The following is a 19611-nucleotide window of genomic DNA, read 5'->3' as shown; positions in this document are numbered from 1 at the left end:
CATGAAAAAATATCTATGCACGTTCGCTTGTTTGGGAGGGCTGATTTTTTCGGCAAGCGCCCAAACGAACTTAAAACAACCGTCACGAACTTCTGTGACAACCACCGACGAGCTGGCGCGTAAGCTAGGTGCCCAAGATGTGGACAATTCGATGTATTTACGAAATACTAACCCCATCGAAAAGGCGGTCATCGACGGTAGTGCAAGCCAATTAAATGAGTTCACGGCACTACGTGAAGGAATTCGGGTAGTCAAAGACCCTGCAACGGGTTTGCCCATTTATATCGAAGGCCGCCCGAAAACGATGCTGAAATCGGCTCGAAAGGCAAGCACATCGGCCGAAGCCAAAGCGTTTGATTATTTGTCGTCGGTCAAAGGATTATTGCGCATAGAAAATCCTGACCAACAATTTGAATTAAAACAAATTGATACCGATGAGTTGGGACAAAGCCACCTTCGTTTACAACAATTTCACAAAGGCGTGCCTGTATATGGCGGCGAGGTAGTGCTTCATACCAACCGCGACGAAGTAACGACGCTCAACGGTAAGTTTTTTCCAACACCTACCTTGGCAAATACCGTGGCAAACCTAACCCTGCAAGCCGCCGAAAAAGTGGCTTTGGACGAACTAGCCAAAACAACGGTAGTGCGCACCATGACCTTTGGCGAGAAAAAGCTATTGCAGTACGACAAGCCCAAAACTGAGCTTTTTGTCTATCATCATTCGGACCAAACAACACACCTCACCTACCGCATTGAAATCCACCCCAACTTCTTAGAACATTGGGTGTGTTTTGTAGATGCGCACACGGGAGAAGTCTTGAAAAAATACAATAACCTGTGCTCGCTTGATGGCCCCGTAAAAGCGACTGCTTCTGACCTTAATAACGTCAGTCGGTCGATTGATGCATATTTGCACCAAAACCGTTATTATTTATTGGATGCAAGTCGGATTAGTCCCGACGGTAAAGCCATGTTTAAAGCCTCACTTTCGTCCTTGCCCGACAGTCCGATTGGAGGTATATTGACCATCGACGCGCAAAACTCATCCATCGATAATGAAAACCTCAACTTAGCTCACATTACTTCTTCCAACAATTCGTGGAATAATAAAACGGCAATATCGGCGCATTTCAATGCCGCTACGGCGTTTGAGTATTTTAAGACGGTTCATAAACGAAATTCTATTGACGGAAAAGGCGGGACGATTATTTCTATCATCAACATGAACGACGAAAAAGGCGCCATGGACAATGCCTTTTGGAGTGATAAACTGATGGTGTACGGAAATGGAAAATCGGCGTTTAAACCATTGGCGGGCGGACTTGACGTAGCGGCGCACGAAATGACGCACGGCGTGATTCAAAACTCAGCCAATTTGGAATACGAGTCGCAATCAGGAGCAATCAATGAGTCGATGGCCGATGTATTTGCCACGATGGTGGATCGCCGCAACTGGACGATTGGGGAGGACGTAGTGCGGACAACCGTTTATACCTCAGGTGCTTTACGCGATTTGGCCAACCCCAACCAAGGCGGAACGCGTGACAACGGCTACCAGCCCAAAAACATGAACGAGTACTACACAGGCACGGAAGACAACGGCGGCGTACACATCAACTCGGGGATTCCCAACTGGGCCTTTTTCAAATTTGCCTCCGCTACCTCACGCGAAAAAGCTGAACAGGTTTATTACCGTGCCCTCACGCTCTACCTGACTCGTTTGTCACGTTTTATTGATTTACGTCTGGCGGTGGTCAAGGCGGCTACCGATTTGTACGGCGCCTCTAGCGCGGAAGTCTCGGCCGCCAAAGCTGCGTTTGATGCAGTAGGAATTATCGATGCTGGTAGTAATTCATCGACGCCAACCAACCAAACGCTTCCCACCAACCCAGGGGAAGACTTTTTGTTGATGTATGCTACGGGCGATAAAAAACTGTACAACGCACCCGTCAATTTATCGAAATTTACTCCTTTGGTAACAGCAGCCATTGCCCACAAACCAAGCGTAACCGACGATGGGAAGTTTGCTTACTACGTAACCACCAACGATAAGTTTATTAAAGCCATTAATTTACAGGGAACCGTAACAGAAACGGTGATTTCGAACGAGGCAATTTGGGAAAACGTAGCCGTTTCCAAAAATGGAGAAGCATTGGCCGCCATTACGGTCAACCAAGACAAATCCCTTTGGATATACAGCTATACCAAAAAAGCGTGGAAGAAATTCACTCTTTACAACCCCACTTCCGCCCAAAACGTCCAAAGTTCACAAGTAAAATACGCTGATTCGTTTGAGTGGGACGCCACGGGCGAATACATCATTTACGATGCCTACAACGAACTCGCCACGGCGGGTATCGCGGCGGGCACCAACAGCGGAAAAATTGGCTATTGGGACGTAGGAATTATCAAAGTGTGGGACAATGCCAAAAGCGATTTTGGCCCAGGAACCATCAATAAGCTTATTTCTAACCTCGAGAAAGGGGAAAGCATCGGCAATCCGACGTTTGCTAAAAATAGCCCAAACATTGTCGCGTTTGACTACATTGACCCCGACGGCAATAATTACATCATTGGAGCGAACATCGACCGTGGTGAACTTGCGGGTATCGTCGAAAATAATACCATTGGGTATCCTGAATACTCTAAAACCGACGTCAAAATGATATTTAATACCCTCACTAGCGGGCGCGACGATGTGGGAATTATTGACTTAAATACCGACAAAATTAGCCCAAAAGGAAGTTCTACCTCCTTTGTCAGAAATGCCAAATGGATGGTGTGGTATGGCGTAGGAACGCGTACTTTACCGAAAAAACAAAACCAGACAATCAATGTTTCGTCGGTAGCTGATAGGACGACCAAAGATACGCCGTTTGGTATCAGCGCGACGGCGACCTCTCAACTACCCGTCGGGTTTAGCTTGGTGTCGGGGCCTGCGGAGCTTTCGGGAAGTACGGTGACATTGACAGGAACAACGGGAACCGTGCAGATTGTGGCCTACCAAACGGGAAATTCGGCATTTTATGCAGCGCCCAATATCACTATTTCGTTCCGCGTAAACCCCGCCCCCGTAATTTTATCGGTACCTACGACCACAACACAAGTCATAGCATATCCGAACCCAACGATGAATTTGTTGACGATAAAAGTGCCTAGCAATGTCGTCATTGAGGACATTCGGATGACAACCACCAACGGAATGACCCTGCTCAATCAAACACCGCGTAGCAATAATGCTCAGGTGGACATGAGTCAATTCTCACAAGGCACGTATTTGTTGCACATCAAAACCAACGAAGGCACTGAAACACAAAAAGTGATTAAACAGAACTAAGAAAACTCTGTTCAACTGAGGTTGTGAGCAACCTCAGGCACTTGTGCTTCTGGTTGCTCACAACCAGAAGAAAACCACGACACCCCGCTTCAAAAATAATTTTTGGGGCGGGGTTTTTCTTGAGCACAACTTTTTGAATTAGAAATTTGTTGCCTCCCTATAACACCCACATTAACAAGCTTCATACAATGAAAAAAACAGTAGTTGGCCTTTTTGCCTTTTTTCTCGCACTTTCCAGCTTTTCACAAACCTCCATTCCTAAAAGTACGTGGCGGGCAGCGCTACTTCGAGGACACAACGAAGTGGTATTTGGCCTAGAAATCACGCCCAAATCCAATGGCCGCTACGAGGCCGTTGTTATCAACGGAGCCGAACGCCTACCAATGGACGAAGCCTATTTAGAAGGCGATTCGTTGCACATTCCGATGCTCATCTTTGATTCGGATTTGGTGGTAAAAGTGGCTGGTAATCAAATGAAAGGTTCGTGGAAGAAAAACCGAAATGGCGTGTGGGTGTCGGTGTTGCCTTTCAAAGCCGATAAAGGAGAAATGTATCATTTTGCCAAAAAACCACAAGCGACTTCGCACAACGTATCGGGCAAATACGCTACTTATTTCCAACGCCCTGAACGCAAGGATTCATCATTTGCGGTAGGAATTTTAGAACAAAAAGGGAGCAAATTAGCGGGAACGTTTTTGACCCCTACTGGTGATTATCGCTATTTGGCGGGCGACATTGTGGGCGATAGCTTGTTTATGTCGTGCTACGATGGTTCGCACGCTTTCTTGTTTCGGGCAGCCATTTTGCCTAATGGTAAAATCCGTGGTGGAATGTGGTCGGGTATTTCGGGGTATCAGCCGTTTACCTCTACCCGCGACGACAAGGCGGCTTTGCCTCCCCCAACGGCACTTACGTACCTAAAACCTGGGTACGAAACCCTCGATTTTTCATTTCCTGATACCAAAGGGAATAAAATCTCCCTCAAAGACGAGAAATACAAAGGCAAAGTAGTGGTACTGCAACTGTCGGGAACGTGGTGCCCCAACTGCATGGACGAAACGAAGTTTATGGTACCTTGGTACAAAAAGAACGCCTCGCGCGGGGTCGAAATTTTAGGATTGATGTTTGAACGCTCCCCCGACATGAAAGTGTCAGGCCCCAAAATCGACTTTATGGCCAAGCGTTTTGGCGTACCCTATCCGCTCGTATTGGCAGGGACCAACGATGCCAACGCGGGACAAGCATTGCCAGCACTTAACAAAGTGGCTGGGTATCCAACCACCATTTTTATTGATAAAAAAGGCCGCGTTCGTGAAATCCATACGGGTTTCTCAGGGCCTGGGACTGGCAAGTACTACGACCAATTTATCGAAGAGTTTAATGCACTGATTAGCAAACTATTGGCCGAATAATTATAAAGCACAGATTGCTAAAGTGTATCCACCCTCAAACCCCATGCCGCATCGGCGAACCGACTTTGGGCGTGGGGTTAAATTGAATTTCGCCAGTAAATAGCTACCAGTATAATTAACGGTTAACAAATTAACAAATAACGATTAACTGTGCCTAAGCACGTAACAGCCTAGTGTCTCAAAAAGAAAAATTGCTCCTGTTTGTGTTGGCGTGTTTGAATTTCACGCACATCATGGACTTTATGATAATGATGCCGCTTGGCCCACAGCTCATGCGGTATTTTTCCATCTCACCGCAAGAGTTTGCGCTGTTGGTATCTGCGTATAGTTTTAGCGCGGGCTTATCGGGTTTTATGGTAGCATTCATTGCCGACCGTTTCCCGCGCAAGCAAATCATGCTTACGGCCTACATCGGGTTTGTCGTCGGGACGCTGGCTTGTGCCATGGCGCCCACGTTTTGGCTATTAATAGCCGCCCGAACGCTGGCAGGCGTATTTGGAGGCGTACTTGGCGCACAAGTGATGTCCATTGTCGGCGATGTGTTTGAGTACGAACGCCGTGCGAGTGCGATGGGCGTCGTGATGACGGCTTTTTCGGTCGCATCAGTCGTGGGAGTTCCGTTGGGATTATACCTAGCGACGGAGTTTAGCTGGCATGCCCCTTTTTGGTTTGTGGGAATACTTGGAGTAGCCGTAATTGGATTGATATGGATGTACGTACCACAACTGGATGGCCATTTGAAAGAACGTACCCAAACGAAGCACCACCCGTTGGAAGCGGTAACGCATATTTTACAGGATTCCAATCAGTTACGCGCGTTGTTGCTAACGAGCGTGATTATGCTGGGGCACTTCAGCATCATACCGTTTATTTCACCCTATTTGACCATCAATGCGGGTTTTGGTGAAAACCAACTGTACTTGATTTACGCAGTAGGCGGAGCATTGACGCTCTTTACTTCTCCCCAAGTGGGAAAACTTGCTGACCGCAAAGGGAAATACCCCGTTTTTGTGGTGTTTGCGCTGTTATCGACCTTACCAATGTGGCTCATTACCAACATGTGGACCAATAGCCTCGTGATTGTGTTGGGTACGGCCGCCATCTTCTTTGTTTTTTCAAACGGACGTTTAGTACCTACGCAAGCGATGACGTCGTCGGTGGTGTTACCGCAACATCGGGGGAGTTTTATGGCGATTAATTCTTCGTTGCAGCTATTGATGCAGGCCGTAGCGGTATATTTGGCTGGCATTGTCATTCAGAAAGCTCCCGACGGGAAACTACTGCATTACGACTGGGTAGGCTACGGGGCAATGATTCTCATCACGTTAAGTATCTTCATCGCTCGCAGGGTCAAGCCTGTGGAGACAGTGTAAGGGAGTGTCGAGGGGAGAATGTAGAGTGTCGAATAAGTGGATTCAATTCGACACTCTGCACTCTACCCTCGACATTAAACTCTTCATTCTGCACTCTCACCTCGACACTATTCCTATTTCCATCCTTCCCGATACTGACGTTTTACAAACGCGTTAGCAGGTTCGAAGTTGGTAATTTTCATGTTTTGACCATCCCAAAGTAGTTTTTTACGACCCGTAAACTTGCCATTTTCGCGGTAGAGGTAGCTACGAACGGCCAAATTTCCCATCAAAACAATTTCAGTAAGCGGGCCTGCCTCGGCAAACGATGAGCTGGTGTACGTACCATAGCCTGCTTTGCACGCTTTGACCCACTGTTGTTGGTGGCCTGCGGTATCTCCTTCCACAAGTGGGCGGGTCGGAGTAGGGAATTTCACGTCTTGTAGCTGTCCTTTGACAAACAATTTAGGGTTTTCGCCAAAGAGCTCACAAGCCAATACCCCTTTGGTTCCGATAAACATCACGCCACCGTCGTTGTCGGCAAATACTTTTTCGTAATCGCAGCCCTCGGGGAGTTTGGGTTTGATGCCCCCATCGTACCAAGAAAGGCTCAATTCTGAAAACTTCTTAGCGCTTGGATGCGGGAACTTGAGGTGAACCGAAGTGGCTTGCGGCCCAATGTCTTCAAAAAATGCTTCGCGGAAAAAGTCGCTATACACCGAGCTCGCCGAACATTCCACTGATGTCGGGTACCCTAATTTTAGGGTTCGGAACGGCACATCCATAAAGTGACAGCCCATATCGCCCAATGCCCCTGTACCAAAATCCCAGTAGCCGCGCCAACGGAACGGCATGTAGGCTTCGTGGTATTCGCGGTAGGGAGCAGTCCCGAGCCATAAATCCCAGTCAACTTCGGCAGGAATGGGCATCGTTTCTTTTTTGTCGCGTGGCGATTTTACTCCTTGGGGCCAAACGGGTCGGTCAGTCCACACTTCCACGGTATGTACTTCCCCAATCATCCCCGACTGTACAATCGCTTCGGTTTGGCGCGTGCCTTTGCCACTGCTTCCTTGGTTTCCCATTTGGGTCACGAGTTTTTTCTCTTGCGCAAGCTGTGTGAGCATCCGTGCCTCCCAAATGTCGTGGGTGAGGGGTTTTTCGAGGTAAATATGTTTGCCCAATTGCATCGCCGCACTACCAATGACGTAGTGCATGTGGTCGGGGGTTGTGACAATCACCGCGTCGATGTTTTTGGCTTCTTTGTCCAACATCTTGCGGTAATCTTTGTAATAAGGTGCACTGGGGAATTTCTCGCGGTATTTTTTGGCTTGACGGTCATCTACGTCGCAAAGCGCCACGATGTTGTCCGAGCCGTTGTTGTAGGCTTGTTGGATGTTGTAATCAGCTTTTCCACCACAGCCTATGGCCGCAATATTGAGCTTGTCGCTGGGGGCGGTGTACCCTTTGCCTAATACGTGCCGAGGCACAATCATGAAACTGGCGGCTGCTACTGCGCTACCTTTCAAAAACTCGCGGCGAGCGACGTTTTTGCTATCTTTTTGGTTCATAGGCTTGTAGTAGATGAATGTTTCTCATCAAAGCCTAACGGAGTGATTTTTTACTTTTTGGATACGTGCATGGGGTTTCTCAAAACCAAGCGCGGTAACTTTAACGAGGTTTTGAGAAACCTCTTCCGTGGATTTGAGAATCCACGGGCACGCTTTGTGTGGGTGTTTTTGTGCGGGTGGTTACTCCTAACCACCCCGCTTGGTTTCTCAAAACCAAGCGCGGTAACTTTAACGAGGTTTTGAGAAACCTCTTCCGTGGATTGCAGAATCCACGGGCACTTAGGACTTATAATCAGCCACGTTGATGACTTCGTCGCAAAAATCGTATTCAGCAGGAACGTTGGAGCAAATAAGCACTAGTTGATTGGACGAAAGCTGTTGTACTTGCTCCAAATACCAAGCCGACCAGCGCGCGTCAAGGTTAGAAGTGGGCTCGTCAAGCATGACCACGGGCACGTCCGAATAAAAGGCCAATGCAAGTTTCAGACGTTGCTTCATTCCCGACGAAAAATACTTGATGGCTTTGTCTTTCGACGCCGTCAGCTCCAGTTGCTCGATGATTTGGGCTTGCGAAATCGACGGTTTGAAGGGCTTAAACCCCGCGTGAAAGTTCAGGAGTTCGGTAAGCGTAAACTCTTCGATGAGTTCGAGGTAAGGCGCGGCAATGACCAACTGCTTGTACCACTTATCTTCTTCAATCGTTTGATTGTCAATAATGTAGTTTATTTTTCCTTCGCTAGAAGGAGTAGCGCCCGAAAGTACTTGGAGAAGTGTCGATTTTCCGCTGCCGTTGGGTCCCACAAACGTATAACTTTTGCCACTTTGAAGGGTGTGGCTGAAGTTTCTAAAAATCCATTCGCGGTTGAAACGCTTGCCAAGTTGGTCGATGAGAAGGTGCATGAAAAGTAAGATAAGCCAAAAACTTCGGCAAAGGTCTAAAACTTTACCGAAGTTAAAAAGCCAATGCCTAGACCTTTGCGACCCATTCTTTAAATAATACCAAGTCTTTCTTCATCGCACTGATGAGGTCTTGCGACGGAATGCTGAGTTTTTTTGCCCCATTTTCTGCTCCACCGAGCGGGTACTCGTAGTGCATCGTGATGGGTACTTGAAAGTTGTACTGCTTCCAAATTTCAAAATAGCGTTTCCAGTTGACCACTCCTTCGCCCAGCGGGCAACCGAGTTTACCCCATTTGTCATTGTTTTTTCTCCAGTAAAAATCCTTGATAGCCAACGATTTGATGTGGGGAGCAATCAAATGCAGCCCTGTTTCCCACGACCCACCCGCCTCGGCGGTCGCGTGGTTGATGTCGTACTGGCAACCAATAGCTTGGGATGTAATTCCCTGCAATTGTTGATGAAAATCCCATAACGACGCCCCAAAATAGTTGCCCGAGTGGTTTTGATAATGACCTACCACGCCGTATTTTTCGTTGAGCGCTGCCACGGCTTTGATTCGTTGGCCAATGGCGACGCTTTGGGAAGCAATGTCTTTTTTGAGGTCGTAAGGGTACCACCCCATGCGATAGTGCTTGATTCCAAGCGACTTGGCCGTTTTGAGGATACGTTCCGATTGCGCATCGGCGTCCAAAATCGTGGTCACCATCATCGGAATTTCAAGTTTATGCTTTTTGAACGCAGCGACTGCTTTGGGCAAATCTTCCTCTACGCGCTCGGGCAAGACGTGTCCCCCAGGGCGAACGGTAAGGTCGAGCCCGTCGAAGCCAATCCCCGCAATCGTTTCGGCCAGTTGGTTGTAGTCCTCAATCCATTGGAACATTTTGGAGAAAACAAAGATTTTGGGCGAAGCCACCACGGGCACTCCCACCGAACTAAAAGCCGACGGAGCAAGGGTACTTCCAACGAGCGTGGTTCCGATAAATTGACGACGATTCATGTTGATAGTAGTAATGTTTTATGAACGATTATGGTCTATTTTAGAGGTAAAAAAAGTTTTACCCAACAATCTTACGCGCATACTGCACATTTTGGGGATAGGCTTCGTCCAACGTTTTGCCTTGTGGCATTGCACCCTCAATGTGCGCCCATCCTTTGAAGCGAATCTGTCGGAGCAATTGACGAATCCTCGGCCAGTCAATCGAGCCCTGTCCAAGCAGCGCGCCATTTTCTTTGAGATGGACTTCGCAGATGAGTTTTTGTTGACCCAGTAAAGGAATTTCGGTGTAAGGGTCATGGCCTGCATCAGCGGCGTTGCGCGGGTCGTAATACACCTTTAGGTTGGGCGAACCCACAGCCTCAATGATGTCGAGGTGCTCTTGCGCACTTAGGTACGACTCAATGGCGAGCGTAATTCCCTCTTTTTCGGCTTTAGGAGCAAGGCTTTTGAGGCGTTCGATGACCACCTTTTTCCCTGCCTCGTCGTTTCGTAAATCACCCTGTGAAAAAAAAGCCAATAGCACCACCTTGACCTCCAGCGCTTTGGCGGCGTCGATACTCCCACTAATCCAGTCAACGGTACGTGCTTCTGATTTGAGCGGAACGCGATTGAGTTCGCCAATGGCTAAACTCGCCATCTTAACCCCTGCATTTTGGGAAGCCTCCCGCATGGCCTGTTGGTTTTCGGGGCGTAGAAGATAACTTTCGTCGGAGCGAGAATTATAACTGAGTTGTACACCATCCAGTCCTATCTTTTTGGCATACGCAAAAACGGCTGGATTACAGGCCCGTTGCAAAGACCAATCGCAAGCACCCAGCGGATAACCACGTCGGAGTTGGTCAGTAAGGTGGTCAAAAGGAGCCGTGAAATATGTGGCACTTAGGAGCGCCGTTTGGCGGAGGGCATCGCGACGATTCATAGAAAACGGAGGAGCTTGGACGTTAGTACCAAAAGCGAAGAATTGTTGGAAAAATACTCTTTAAAGGTTACTTTTACTAAAAAAACAAGACCATGACAGTCGTGAGATTAGAAATTCTGAGTAAAGAAGATGTGGAACTTGTCGTTCAGTTAGCCAAGAGGCTCCACGTCGAAAAAATTGAAATTTCGGAAGATGAATTTATTGGAGGGAATGCCATGTCTCCTCAAGAGCTAGAAGCGTACTTAGAAGATGCTCTGACAGATAAACGCATATCATTTGAGGATTTTAAAAAAGAAATGGTCGAATGGAAGTAAATCCTTATCCAGTTGAGGTAACAGAAAGGTTTCGCGACCATTTCAAAGAGATATATGAGTTCCTGAAAGCAAATTCATACCAAAGTAGTCAAAAGCTCCAAAAAGACATTGTGGATGTAGTTCAAGATATTTGTGAGCGACCTACTTATCATTCCGTAGCGAGAATAGCACAGACAAAGAAAATATTTCGGTACGCTAGAATAATGAAAAGCTACAAAGTATATTTTTATGTAGAAACTGAGCGTATTATTATTCTGGATATTCTTCATGAGCGGCGGAACCCAAGCTCTACTGACTACATGGAAGACCTTTAAAACGTGCGTTTGCACTTATGAGCCAACGAATCAATACCCAGTTTTTCGATACTAAAATTGAGTTTTTGAAGGGAGTCGGCCCCACTCGGGCGGTTACTCTCAACAAAGAACTGAAGCTATTTACCTTTGGTGATTTAGTACAATATTACCCGTTTCGCCACGAAGACAGAACGTCGTTTCAACGCATTAGCGAGCTGAATGACACGATGTCGGCGGCGCAGTTGAAAGGCCGCATTAGGAGCATGACCGTCATAGGCGAAGGCCACAAACGGCGGCTTACCGTGGAGTTTACCGACGGCACAGGCATCGTTGAGTTTGTCTTTTTCCAAAGCATTGACTGGCACCTCAAACACCTCAAAGAAGGCGGTGAGTACATTGCCTACGGCAAACCCCAACGGTTTGGGCAGCGCTTCAATTTTAGCCATCCCGACCTCGAAACCATCAATCCTGAAAACGAAGGAGGTGGCTATTTTCAACCCGTTTATAACCTAACGGAAACACTCCGTAAGAAATACCTCGACAGTCGGTTTTTGAGTAAAATCATGCGGAGTTTGTTGGAACAAGCGACGCCTCATTTTCGCGAAACGCTGCCGCAAGAGTTGGTACAAAAATACCGCCTTTTACCCAAAGCCGAGGCTATGTGGGGCATTCATTTGCCCGATAGCCAATACGCCCTCACGCAAGCCCTGCGTCGATTGAAATTTGAGGAGTTGTTTTACAACCAATTGCGGTTGCTCAAAAACAAACTCCTGCAAAAACGCGAGTACCCTGGGCAGGTTTTTGGCAACCTTGATATGCTAAAAACGTTTTACCAACAGCACTTGCCGTTTGGACTTACCAACGCCCAAAAACGCGTTTTGCGTGAAATCCACGACGATTTTAAGTCGGGCAAGCAAATGAATCGCCTTTTGCAAGGGGACGTGGGAAGCGGTAAAACGATTGTGGCGTTTATTTCGATGTTGATGGCCATCGACAACGGTGCGCAAGCCTGCCTCATGGCTCCCACCGAAATTTTGGCCGACCAGCATTACCGTGGCCTAAAGCCTTTTTGTGACGCGCTGGGGATAAACATTTCGCTTTTGACGGGTTCTACCACCAAAAAAGGCCGCAAAATCGTCTTACCAGGCTTGCAAGATGGCAGCATCCACATTGCAGTAGGTACGCACGCGCTCTTGGAAGATACGGTACAGTTCAAAAACTTGGGGCTGTGTATCATCGACGAGCAACACCGTTTTGGGGTGGCGCAGCGGGCCAAAATGTGGGCTAAAAACGAAACCATTCACCCGCATATTTTGGTGATGACCGCCACGCCGATTCCGCGCACGTTGGCCATGACCCTCTACGGGGATTTGGATTTGAGTATCATCGACGAGCTTCCCGCAGGCCGTAAGCCGATTGAGACGGTTCATTATTTTGAGACAAAACGCCTCGCGATGTTTGGGCGGGTAAAGGAGGAAATCCGCAAGGGTCGTCAGGTGTATATCGTGTATCCACTCATCGAAGAATCCGAAAAGCTGGATTACAACAACCTGATGGAAGGCTACGAAAGTATTCAGCGGACATTTCCTGAGTACCATATTAGCATGGTACACGGCAAGCTGTTTCCTTACGAGAAAGACTTTGAAATGCAGCGCTTTGTGAAAGGAGAAACGCAAATTATGGTGGCCACGACGGTGATTGAAGTAGGGGTAAACGTCCCGAATGCGTCGGTGATGGTCATCGAAAGTGCCGAGCGTTTTGGGTTATCACAGTTGCATCAGTTGCGTGGACGCGTGGGTCGTGGGGCCGAGCAGAGCTATTGCTATCTGATGACGGGCGTAAAACTCAGCAAAGATACCCGCATTCGGATTGATACGCTCTGCGCGACCAACAATGGTTTCGACATTGCCGACGTGGACTTAAAATTACGCGGCCCAGGCGACCTAACGGGTACGCAGCAAAGCGGTTTGATGGATTTGTTGTTGGCCGATTTGGCCAAAGACGGTGCTGTATTAAAAGCCGCCCGCGAAGCTGCCGACGAGATTTTGCAAGAAGACCCCGATTTGATACTCCCTAAAAACGAACCCATCCGCAGCCACATTGACTCACTTCGAAAGGAGGAAACTAACTGGAGTCGAATTAGTTAGGGGAGGTTGAGGCTCATGATGTTTATTTCTAGGTTTCTAGCAACTAGGTTCGAGGTCTAAAAATATCAGAACGAGCTGCGCGTGCTATCGAAGATAGTATTTGTTAAAAGGAATTTATAAATTGTAATTAGATATTTTTGTATTCATTTCTTCAATTAAATATTGTAAATTATATTTTATCTCTTCAAACGGCAAATCGTCTGTAAATATTTTTAAATCGTTTAATATTTCAATTGTTTCTTTAATTGAGATATATTTTTGAAATATATCGAATACATTTGATAAGTTATCTTTCTCTAAGATATATTTACAGAGAAACGACAAAAACCATTTCTTAGCATGTGGGTAAAAACAGATTCTATTTGTTACTATTACCTGTAGTTGTTCATTTATTGAATAGTTTTTTAGTATTCTTATTATGTAATTAAGTAAGGAATTTTGTATTTCATAATTTTCGGTATTATCATCGAATCCATGAAATAAAACTTCTACTAACCTGAGCGTGTTATAAGTATTTTCGAATTCAAAAACGTCTTCGTAAACTTCAAAATCACTGTCTTTTGATAATTTTCTCGAAACAATTAGCCGTTTTTTTAAAGAAATATATTTTATTGTACTCACTGTTGAATATTTTATGGTTGAAACTTATTAAAACGAGGAATGTTATTTTTTAAACCACTGATTATTAAATACCTATGCCGTTATTTTAAAGATTGATTTTATCAAATTTTTTCGAAATATCCAACTTGTATTAAAATTTTCATCTTCGTTTAAATCTTGTAAAATGCTATTCAAAATGGTTTTTTCTTGACAAATAGGTATTAGTGCTAGAAAATTTTCAATATTTTCCTGTGAAATAACAATTCCTATAATCCTTTTTAAATGTAATTTTGTATGTGGCATACAAGCGGTTATATTTGAAAGCACTATTAAAGACAATAGCTCAGAAACGGCACCTTTCTCTGACATACTGAATATAATTTCAATTAAGCTATTGGTACTTTCTAAGTCCTCGCTATTATCATCTAGTCTATACATTAAAATTTCTACATTTTTTTCATTGAAGAAACTACTATTATACAATCTATATATTTCTTCAACAACTTGATAATCACTTTCTTTTTCAAACTTCCTACTATTAATTAGTCGTTGTTTTAGGTCTAATGTCGACATTTTAATGATGATTTATATTTAAAAGTGGTTAAAAAACATTTTCTAAAAGTGCCTTGAGCACTCAGAAAGTATCAAAATTGCTTGATTTTGCCATTCTAATCAAGGGTTATTGTGACTTTTGATTTACATAACTGGGGGCGTATGCGTTAACAGTGAATTCAATTTTACCAAAATCTACCATATAATTGCTCGCTCAATCAAGAAAAAAACTTCTCCCAAAAAAATAAGCACAAAAAAACGCCAAAGCTCTGAGGAAAGTACCTTTTTTTGTGTTACCAAAGAAAGAATGGTTTTATCAATTTCTCGCGCGTATGGATGCTGTATTACTTTCGCGGATTCAATTCGCATTTACCGTCGCTTTTCATTACATCTATCCTCCGTTAAGTATTGGTTTGGGCGTGGTTTTGGTCATTATGGAAGGGCTTTACCTGCGTACAGGCGAGCGCATCTACGAACAAATGACCCGCTTTTGGATTCGTATTTTTGCGCTTATTTTCGGAATAGGCGTAGCTACGGGCATTGTGATGGAATTTGAATTTGGCACCAATTGGGCCGTTTATTCCCGTTATGTGGGCGATATTTTTGGGAGTGCGCTCGCCGCCGAAGGCATTTTCGCCTTTGCCTTAGAATCAGGGTTTTTAGGGATTTTATTGTTTGGATGGAATCGGGTTAGCCCCAAAGTCCACTTCTTTTCTACCATCATGGTGGCATTAGGCTCGATGTTTTCGGCCATCTGGATTGTAGTAGCCAACTCTTGGCAACAAACTCCCGCAGGGTTTAAGATCGAAGGAACGGGTCTGAACGCTCGTGCCGTCGTGACCGATTTTTGGGAGATGGTTTTTAACCCTTCGAGCATGGAGCGCCTGGCGCACGTTTTGGTGGGGTCGTTGCTGGCAGGTTCGTTTTTGGTGTTGAGCGTCAATGCCTATTATCTTCTCAAAAAACGCCACGAAGCCATCGCCAAAGCAGGTTTTAAAATAGCATTGGTGGTTGCAACCGTCGCTGGATTGATGCAATTATTTACGGGACACCGTTCGGCCGATGGCGTGGCCAAAAATCAACCTGCCAAACTAGCCGCTTTTGAAGGACATTACGATTCGTTGGCCGTCGCCGATATGTACTTATTGGGTTGGGTCGATGCGCGTAAAGAAACGATTTCGGGAGTCAGTATTCCCAAAGGACTTACGTATTTGATTCACGGTGACTTTACTACGCCCGTCAAAGGATTAAAATCTTTTGCGCCCAACGACCGCCCGAGTGCCGTTAATTTTGTGTTTCAGACGTACCACATCATGGTAAGCATCGGTATGGCGTTGATTGGCCTGACACTGTTGGCTTCTTTTTTATGGTGGCGCGGCAAACTCTTTGACCATCGGTGGTTGTTGCAGGTGTTTGCGTGGTCGGTGTTACTGCCCCAAATCGCCAACCAAATGGGCTGGTACGCGGCCGAGGTAGGGCGTCAACCGTGGGTGGTGTATGGGCTATTGCGTACTTCGGATGCGTTGTCGCAAGCATTACGCGCCGAGCAAGTGCTCTTTTCGCTCATTCTATTTACGGTGGTGTATGCGCTGTTGTTTGCACTATTTTTGTATTTGCTCAACAAAAAAATCAAACACGGCCCCGTTGACGACGCGCACCATGTAGAAGAAGTGCCATTGTACTCAAAACGTGATAATCCCATTCTCTAATCCTTACGCTTAAAATCATGGAAACAATTTTAGGAATCGACCTCCCAACTTGGTGGTTTTTGGTCGTTGGAGGTGTTTTTAGCGGTTACGCTATTTTAGATGGCTTTGATTTAGGAGCAGGGGCGTTGCATTTGTTTTTCAAGAAAGAAGAAAGCCGCCGAATCGCACTCAATGCCATTGGCCCCGTGTGGGATGGCAACGAAGTCTGGTTGGTGATTGGTGGTGGAGCCTTATTTGCGGGTTTTCCAGTGGTTTATGCCACCGTTTTCTCGGCTTTCTATGAGCTATTTATGGTGTTTTTGGTCATGCTTATTTTACGGGCCATTTCGATAGAATTTCGTTCTAAAGAACCCATGAAATGGTGGCGTCAGCTTTGGGATATTAGTTATAGTTTTGCGTCGATTGCCATTGCCTTGGCGCTGGGTTTGGTACTCGGCAACGTTATTCAGGGAATTGCTGTGGATCAAAGCTATGCCTATCGCGGAACGTTGCTCGACTTTTTCAACCCCTATTCGTTGCTAGTAGCGGTGACCACTTTGGCACTTTTTATGATGCACGGGGCGATTTACTTGGTCATGAAAACCGAAAATCGACTGTACGCCAAACTCACGATTTTGGTTAAAAATACCACCATTTTCTTCGTACTCATGTTTGCCCTTACGTCGGTGGTGACGCTACTATTTGTACCCCACATGGTAGCACGTTACAAAGAAATACCGTACATGTTCGGCGTTCCGTTGCTGGCGATAGTGGCTACGGCCAACATCACGCGCCAGATTTCGGCACGTCGCTATCGTTGGGCGTTTGTTTCCTCTACCTTGGTCACGGCATCGCTGATGTTACTGGTAGCCGTAGGTTTGTACCCAAACATCATGCTTTCGACGCTTGATGCCCGTTTTCATCTAACGGTTTTTAACGGTGCTTCTTCTCCCAAAACCTTGAAAACACTCCTGCTTATTGCCGCTATTGGAGTACCTTTGGTTGCGACTTATACCGCTTTTGTGTTTTGGACTTTTCGAGGAAAAGTGCGCTTGGACGACAGCAGTTATTGATTTGTACGCGACTCCCAAACTTTTCCTCTAACTTTGTGGTAGTGTAAAAAAATGACGTAAATGATTGATTATTTAAGTGGCCTCAACGAACCCCAAGCCCAAGCCGTAACGCACGGCCCAGGGCCGTTGATGATTATTGCGGGTGCGGGTTCGGGCAAGACACGAGTGCTGACCTTCAGAATTGCCCATTTGATTGAAAATGGCGTGGATCCATTTCGGATTTTATCGCTAACGTTTACCAACAAAGCCGCGGGCGAAATGCGCGCGCGTATCGAGAAAGTGGTCGGGTACGAAGCGCGGAACATCTGGATGGGAACGTTTCACGCGGTATTTGCCAAAATCCTCCGCATCGAAGCACGTTTTTTGGGCTATACTTCCGATTTTTCCATTTATGATACCGACGACTCTAAATCGCTGATTAAGAGCATTGTCAAAGAGCTTAACCTCGACGACAAAACCTACAAAGCCAACGTCGTTTTTAACCGTATTTCGGGGGCAAAGAATAACCTTATTTCGGCCGATGACTACTTGGCAAACCCGTTGTTTCGGGCCGACGACGAAGCCGCAAAATTGCCCGAAATCGGCCGTTTGTACAAAGCCTACACCACGCGCTGTTTTCAGGCCAATGCGATGGATTTTGACGATTTGTTGTTCAATACCAACGTGCTTTTTCGCGATTTTCCTGAAATTTTGAACAAATACCAGCACAAGTTTCAGTACGTGATGGTCGATGAGTTTCAGGATACCAACGTGGCGCAGTACCTGATTACCAAAAAGTTGTCGGCGGTACATCGGAACATTGCCGTGGTAGGCGACGATGCCCAAAGTATCTACGCCTTCCGTGGAGCTAACATTCAGAATATTCTCAATTTTGAACGCGATTTTCCCGAAGTACGGGTGGTGAAGTTGGAGCAAAATTACCGTTCGACCCAAACCATTGTGAACGCAGCCAACTCGGTGATTGCCAGAAACAAAGCGCAGTTCAAAAAGAACGTGTTTACCACCAACGAGGAAGGTGGATTGATTGACGTGGTGAAAGCGAGTTCGGACAACGAAGAAGGGCGATTGATTGCGACGGCGATTTTTGAAGAAAAAGTAAACAAAGGCTTACGCAACACCGATTTCGCGATTTTGTACCGCACCAATGCCCAATCACGGGCTTTTGAAGAAGCCCTCCGCCGACTCAATATCAAGTACCGAATCATTGGAGGATTGTCGTTCTACCAACGTAAAGAAATCAAGGACTTGTTGGCGTACTTGCGTTTTATCGTGAACCAAAACGACGAGGAAGCTTTTAAGCGGATTATCAACTTGCCCAAACGCGGCATTGGAGATACGACAGTGGCCAAAATTTCCGTCTCTGCCGCCGAACACCGCGTGCCGATTTGGGAAGTAGTTTCTAATATCTCGCGGTACGTGGCGGGGCGTGCTACCTTGCCCATTGAGAGCTTCGCTACCTTGATAAAGAGTTTCAAAATTTTGCTGGAAGAAGGCAAAGATGCTTACGCTGTTGCCTCTCACGTGGCCAAAGCCTCGGGAATTTTGCGGGAATTGTACGAAGACAAAACCGTGGAAGGCTTGAGCCGCTACGAAAACGTGCAAGAATTGCTGAACGCCATCAAAGAGTTTGTCGATAACCCCGACAATGAGGACAAAACCTTGAGTTCGTTTTTACAAACGGTATCACTGTTGACCACCGCCGACGAAACCGACGACGATGGCGATACCGACCGCGTAACTTTGATGACAATTCACGGTGCGAAGGGACTTGAATTTAAAAATGTATATGTCGTAGGGTTGGAAGAAGGGCTGTTCCCAAGCCAAATGATGCTCGAAAAGCGCGAGGATTTGGAAGAAGAACGGCGGCTATTTTACGTGGCCATCACCCGCGCCGAAACCAAACTCACGTTTTCGTACGCCGAAAGTCGCTACAACTGGGGCCGCCTCAATATGTGCGAACCTAGCCGCTTTTTGTTTGAAGTTGACCAGCGCTTTTTGATGATGACGAAAGGGCGTCGTTCGGGGGGCATGGACGACTACCGTAACAATGCGGAACCGTCGTCGATGAATTTGATTCGTCAGATAGCCAACCGTACTTCTCAAACTCCAAAAGGAGCGACCGAAACGGTTAAAAGTTCAGCTGGAGTATCCAGTCCCAAGGTGCCGACTCCTCCCCCAACGACCAACGGCGCCAATACATCGAGCGAGCCTTTTGTGGCAAGTGATACTTCAACTTTGGAAGAAGGCAATCGAGTAGAACACCCGAAATTTGGGAAAGGAACGGTGAAGAAAATGGACGTCAACGGCACCGACCGCAAAGCCATTATTCATTTTGATACAACAGGAGAAAAAACCCTACTACTGAGTTTTGCGAAGCTGAGAATTTTACGGTAGCAATACGTGATTTTTGTACATTTTGTGCATCAGGGTATGAGTACCCTGATGCACAAAATGTT

Annotated in this window: 15 protein-coding genes; 9 read left to right on the top strand and 6 right to left on the bottom strand. The window is 46.3% G+C overall.

Going from position 1 to position 19611, the window contains the following annotated elements:
* Position 1: 1 nt before the first annotated feature.
* The 3 genes from AC23N5_RS28625 (at position 2) to AC23N5_RS28615 (ending at position 6125) form a co-directional block, all read left to right on the top strand.
* Positions 2-3340 carry a M4 family metallopeptidase gene (locus AC23N5_RS28625; protein ID WP_487758140.1) on the top strand — a complete coding sequence of 1113 codons (3339 nt, stop codon included), beginning with the start codon at positions 2-4 and terminating at the stop codon, positions 3338-3340.
* Between the two features lie 188 nt (positions 3341-3528).
* Complete coding sequence (locus AC23N5_RS28620; RefSeq protein WP_183971927.1) at positions 3529-4752, top strand: peroxiredoxin family protein; 1224 nt, start codon at positions 3529-3531, stop codon at positions 4750-4752.
* Positions 4753-4925: 173 nt separating this feature from the next.
* Positions 4926-6125 carry an MFS transporter gene (locus AC23N5_RS28615; protein WP_487758139.1) on the top strand — a complete coding sequence of 400 codons (1200 nt, stop codon included), beginning with the start codon at positions 4926-4928 and terminating at the stop codon, positions 6123-6125.
* Between the two features lie 113 nt (positions 6126-6238).
* Here AC23N5_RS28615 and AC23N5_RS28610 read toward each other — a convergent pair whose 3' ends face one another.
* From AC23N5_RS28610 to AC23N5_RS28595, 4 genes are all read right to left on the bottom strand, one after another.
* Positions 6239-7672 (bottom strand): Gfo/Idh/MocA family protein, encoded by a 1434-nt coding sequence (locus AC23N5_RS28610; protein ID WP_487758138.1) that lies wholly within the window; start codon positions 7670-7672, stop codon positions 6239-6241.
* A 279-nt stretch (positions 7673-7951) separates the two neighbouring features.
* Positions 7952-8572, bottom strand: coding sequence for an ABC transporter ATP-binding protein (locus AC23N5_RS28605; RefSeq protein WP_487758137.1), 621 nt, complete (start codon positions 8570-8572; stop codon positions 7952-7954).
* Between the two features lie 67 nt (positions 8573-8639).
* A complete protein-coding gene (locus AC23N5_RS28600; RefSeq protein WP_487758136.1) occupies positions 8640-9569 on the bottom strand; it encodes a sugar phosphate isomerase/epimerase family protein in 930 nt (309 codons plus the stop codon).
* A gap of 58 nt (positions 9570-9627) precedes the next feature.
* Positions 9628-10488: a sugar phosphate isomerase/epimerase family protein gene (locus AC23N5_RS28595; protein ID WP_487758135.1), complete on the bottom strand. Its 861-nt coding sequence runs from the start codon at positions 10486-10488 to the stop codon at positions 9628-9630.
* A 92-nt stretch (positions 10489-10580) separates the two neighbouring features.
* Between AC23N5_RS28595 and AC23N5_RS28590 the strand changes: the two genes are divergently transcribed.
* Genes AC23N5_RS28590 through recG form a run of 3 tightly spaced genes read left to right on the top strand, consistent with a single transcriptional unit; the run spans position 10581 to position 13242 of the window.
* Entirely contained in the window at positions 10581-10802 is a 222-nt protein-coding gene (locus AC23N5_RS28590) for a hypothetical protein (RefSeq protein ID WP_487758134.1), read from the top strand.
* The gene (locus AC23N5_RS28585; RefSeq protein WP_487758133.1) at positions 10793-11116 is read left to right on the top strand and encodes a type II toxin-antitoxin system RelE/ParE family toxin; all 324 of its coding nucleotides are present in this window, start codon (positions 10793-10795) and stop codon (positions 11114-11116) included. Before AC23N5_RS28590 ends, AC23N5_RS28585 begins: the two co-directional genes overlap by 10 nt.
* Before the next feature lie 17 nt (positions 11117-11133).
* Positions 11134-13242 (top strand): ATP-dependent DNA helicase RecG, encoded by a 2109-nt coding sequence (recG, locus tag AC23N5_RS28580; RefSeq protein WP_183971934.1) that lies wholly within the window; start codon positions 11134-11136, stop codon positions 13240-13242.
* Positions 13243-13356: 114 nt separating this feature from the next.
* Here the strand turns inward: recG and AC23N5_RS28575 are convergent, their stop codons facing one another.
* Both AC23N5_RS28575 and AC23N5_RS28570 read right to left on the bottom strand, forming a co-directional pair.
* Positions 13357-13863: an Imm30 family immunity protein gene (locus AC23N5_RS28575; protein WP_487758132.1), complete on the bottom strand. Its 507-nt coding sequence runs from the start codon at positions 13861-13863 to the stop codon at positions 13357-13359.
* A 72-nt stretch (positions 13864-13935) separates the two neighbouring features.
* A complete protein-coding gene (locus AC23N5_RS28570; RefSeq protein WP_487758131.1) occupies positions 13936-14415 on the bottom strand; it encodes a hypothetical protein in 480 nt (159 codons plus the stop codon).
* A gap of 311 nt (positions 14416-14726) precedes the next feature.
* Here AC23N5_RS28570 and AC23N5_RS28565 point away from each other — a divergent pair, with 311 nt between their 5' ends.
* The 3 genes from AC23N5_RS28565 to AC23N5_RS28555 are packed head-to-tail and all read left to right on the top strand — an operon-like array spanning position 14727 to position 19549.
* On the top strand, positions 14727-16103 hold the full coding sequence (locus tag AC23N5_RS28565) for a cytochrome ubiquinol oxidase subunit I (protein WP_487758130.1): 1377 nt from the start codon (positions 14727-14729) through the stop codon (positions 16101-16103).
* Positions 16104-16120: 17 nt separating this feature from the next.
* A complete protein-coding gene (gene cydB, locus AC23N5_RS28560; protein WP_183971938.1) occupies positions 16121-17155 on the top strand; it encodes a cytochrome d ubiquinol oxidase subunit II in 1035 nt (344 codons plus the stop codon).
* 60 nt (positions 17156-17215) lie between these two features.
* Positions 17216-19549 carry an ATP-dependent helicase gene (locus tag AC23N5_RS28555; RefSeq protein ID WP_487758129.1) on the top strand — a complete coding sequence of 778 codons (2334 nt, stop codon included), beginning with the start codon at positions 17216-17218 and terminating at the stop codon, positions 19547-19549.
* Positions 19550-19611 lie beyond the last annotated feature (62 nt).

The organism is Runella sp. R5_40, from assembly GCF_057652295.1.
The sequence above is the reverse complement of the archived record's forward strand: the minus strand, read 5'-3'. Positions and strand labels throughout refer to the sequence as shown.

Coding starts and splice junctions, on each gene's coding strand:
- AC23N5_RS28605 (WP_487758137.1), bottom strand. CDS start 8,572: ATGCACCTTCTCATCGACCAACTTGGCAAGCGTTTCAACCGCGAATGG.
- AC23N5_RS28620 (WP_183971927.1), top strand. CDS start 3,529: ATGAAAAAAACAGTAGTTGGCCTTTTTGCCTTTTTTCTCGCACTTTCC.
- AC23N5_RS28590 (WP_487758134.1), top strand. CDS start 10,581: ATGACAGTCGTGAGATTAGAAATTCTGAGTAAAGAAGATGTGGAACTT.
- AC23N5_RS28610 (WP_487758138.1), bottom strand. CDS start 7,672: ATGAACCAAAAAGATAGCAAAAACGTCGCTCGCCGCGAGTTTTTGAAA.
- AC23N5_RS28625 (WP_487758140.1), top strand. CDS start 2: ATGAAAAAATATCTATGCACGTTCGCTTGTTTGGGAGGGCTGATTTTT.
- AC23N5_RS28585 (WP_487758133.1), top strand. CDS start 10,793: ATGGAAGTAAATCCTTATCCAGTTGAGGTAACAGAAAGGTTTCGCGAC.
- cydB (WP_183971938.1), top strand. CDS start 16,121: ATGGAAACAATTTTAGGAATCGACCTCCCAACTTGGTGGTTTTTGGTC.
- recG (WP_183971934.1), top strand. CDS start 11,134: ATGAGCCAACGAATCAATACCCAGTTTTTCGATACTAAAATTGAGTTT.
- AC23N5_RS28595 (WP_487758135.1), bottom strand. CDS start 10,488: ATGAATCGTCGCGATGCCCTCCGCCAAACGGCGCTCCTAAGTGCCACA.
- AC23N5_RS28565 (WP_487758130.1), top strand. CDS start 14,727: ATGGATGCTGTATTACTTTCGCGGATTCAATTCGCATTTACCGTCGCT.
- AC23N5_RS28600 (WP_487758136.1), bottom strand. CDS start 9,569: ATGAATCGTCGTCAATTTATCGGAACCACGCTCGTTGGAAGTACCCTT.
- AC23N5_RS28570 (WP_487758131.1), bottom strand. CDS start 14,415: ATGTCGACATTAGACCTAAAACAACGACTAATTAATAGTAGGAAGTTT.
- AC23N5_RS28555 (WP_487758129.1), top strand. CDS start 17,216: ATGATTGATTATTTAAGTGGCCTCAACGAACCCCAAGCCCAAGCCGTA.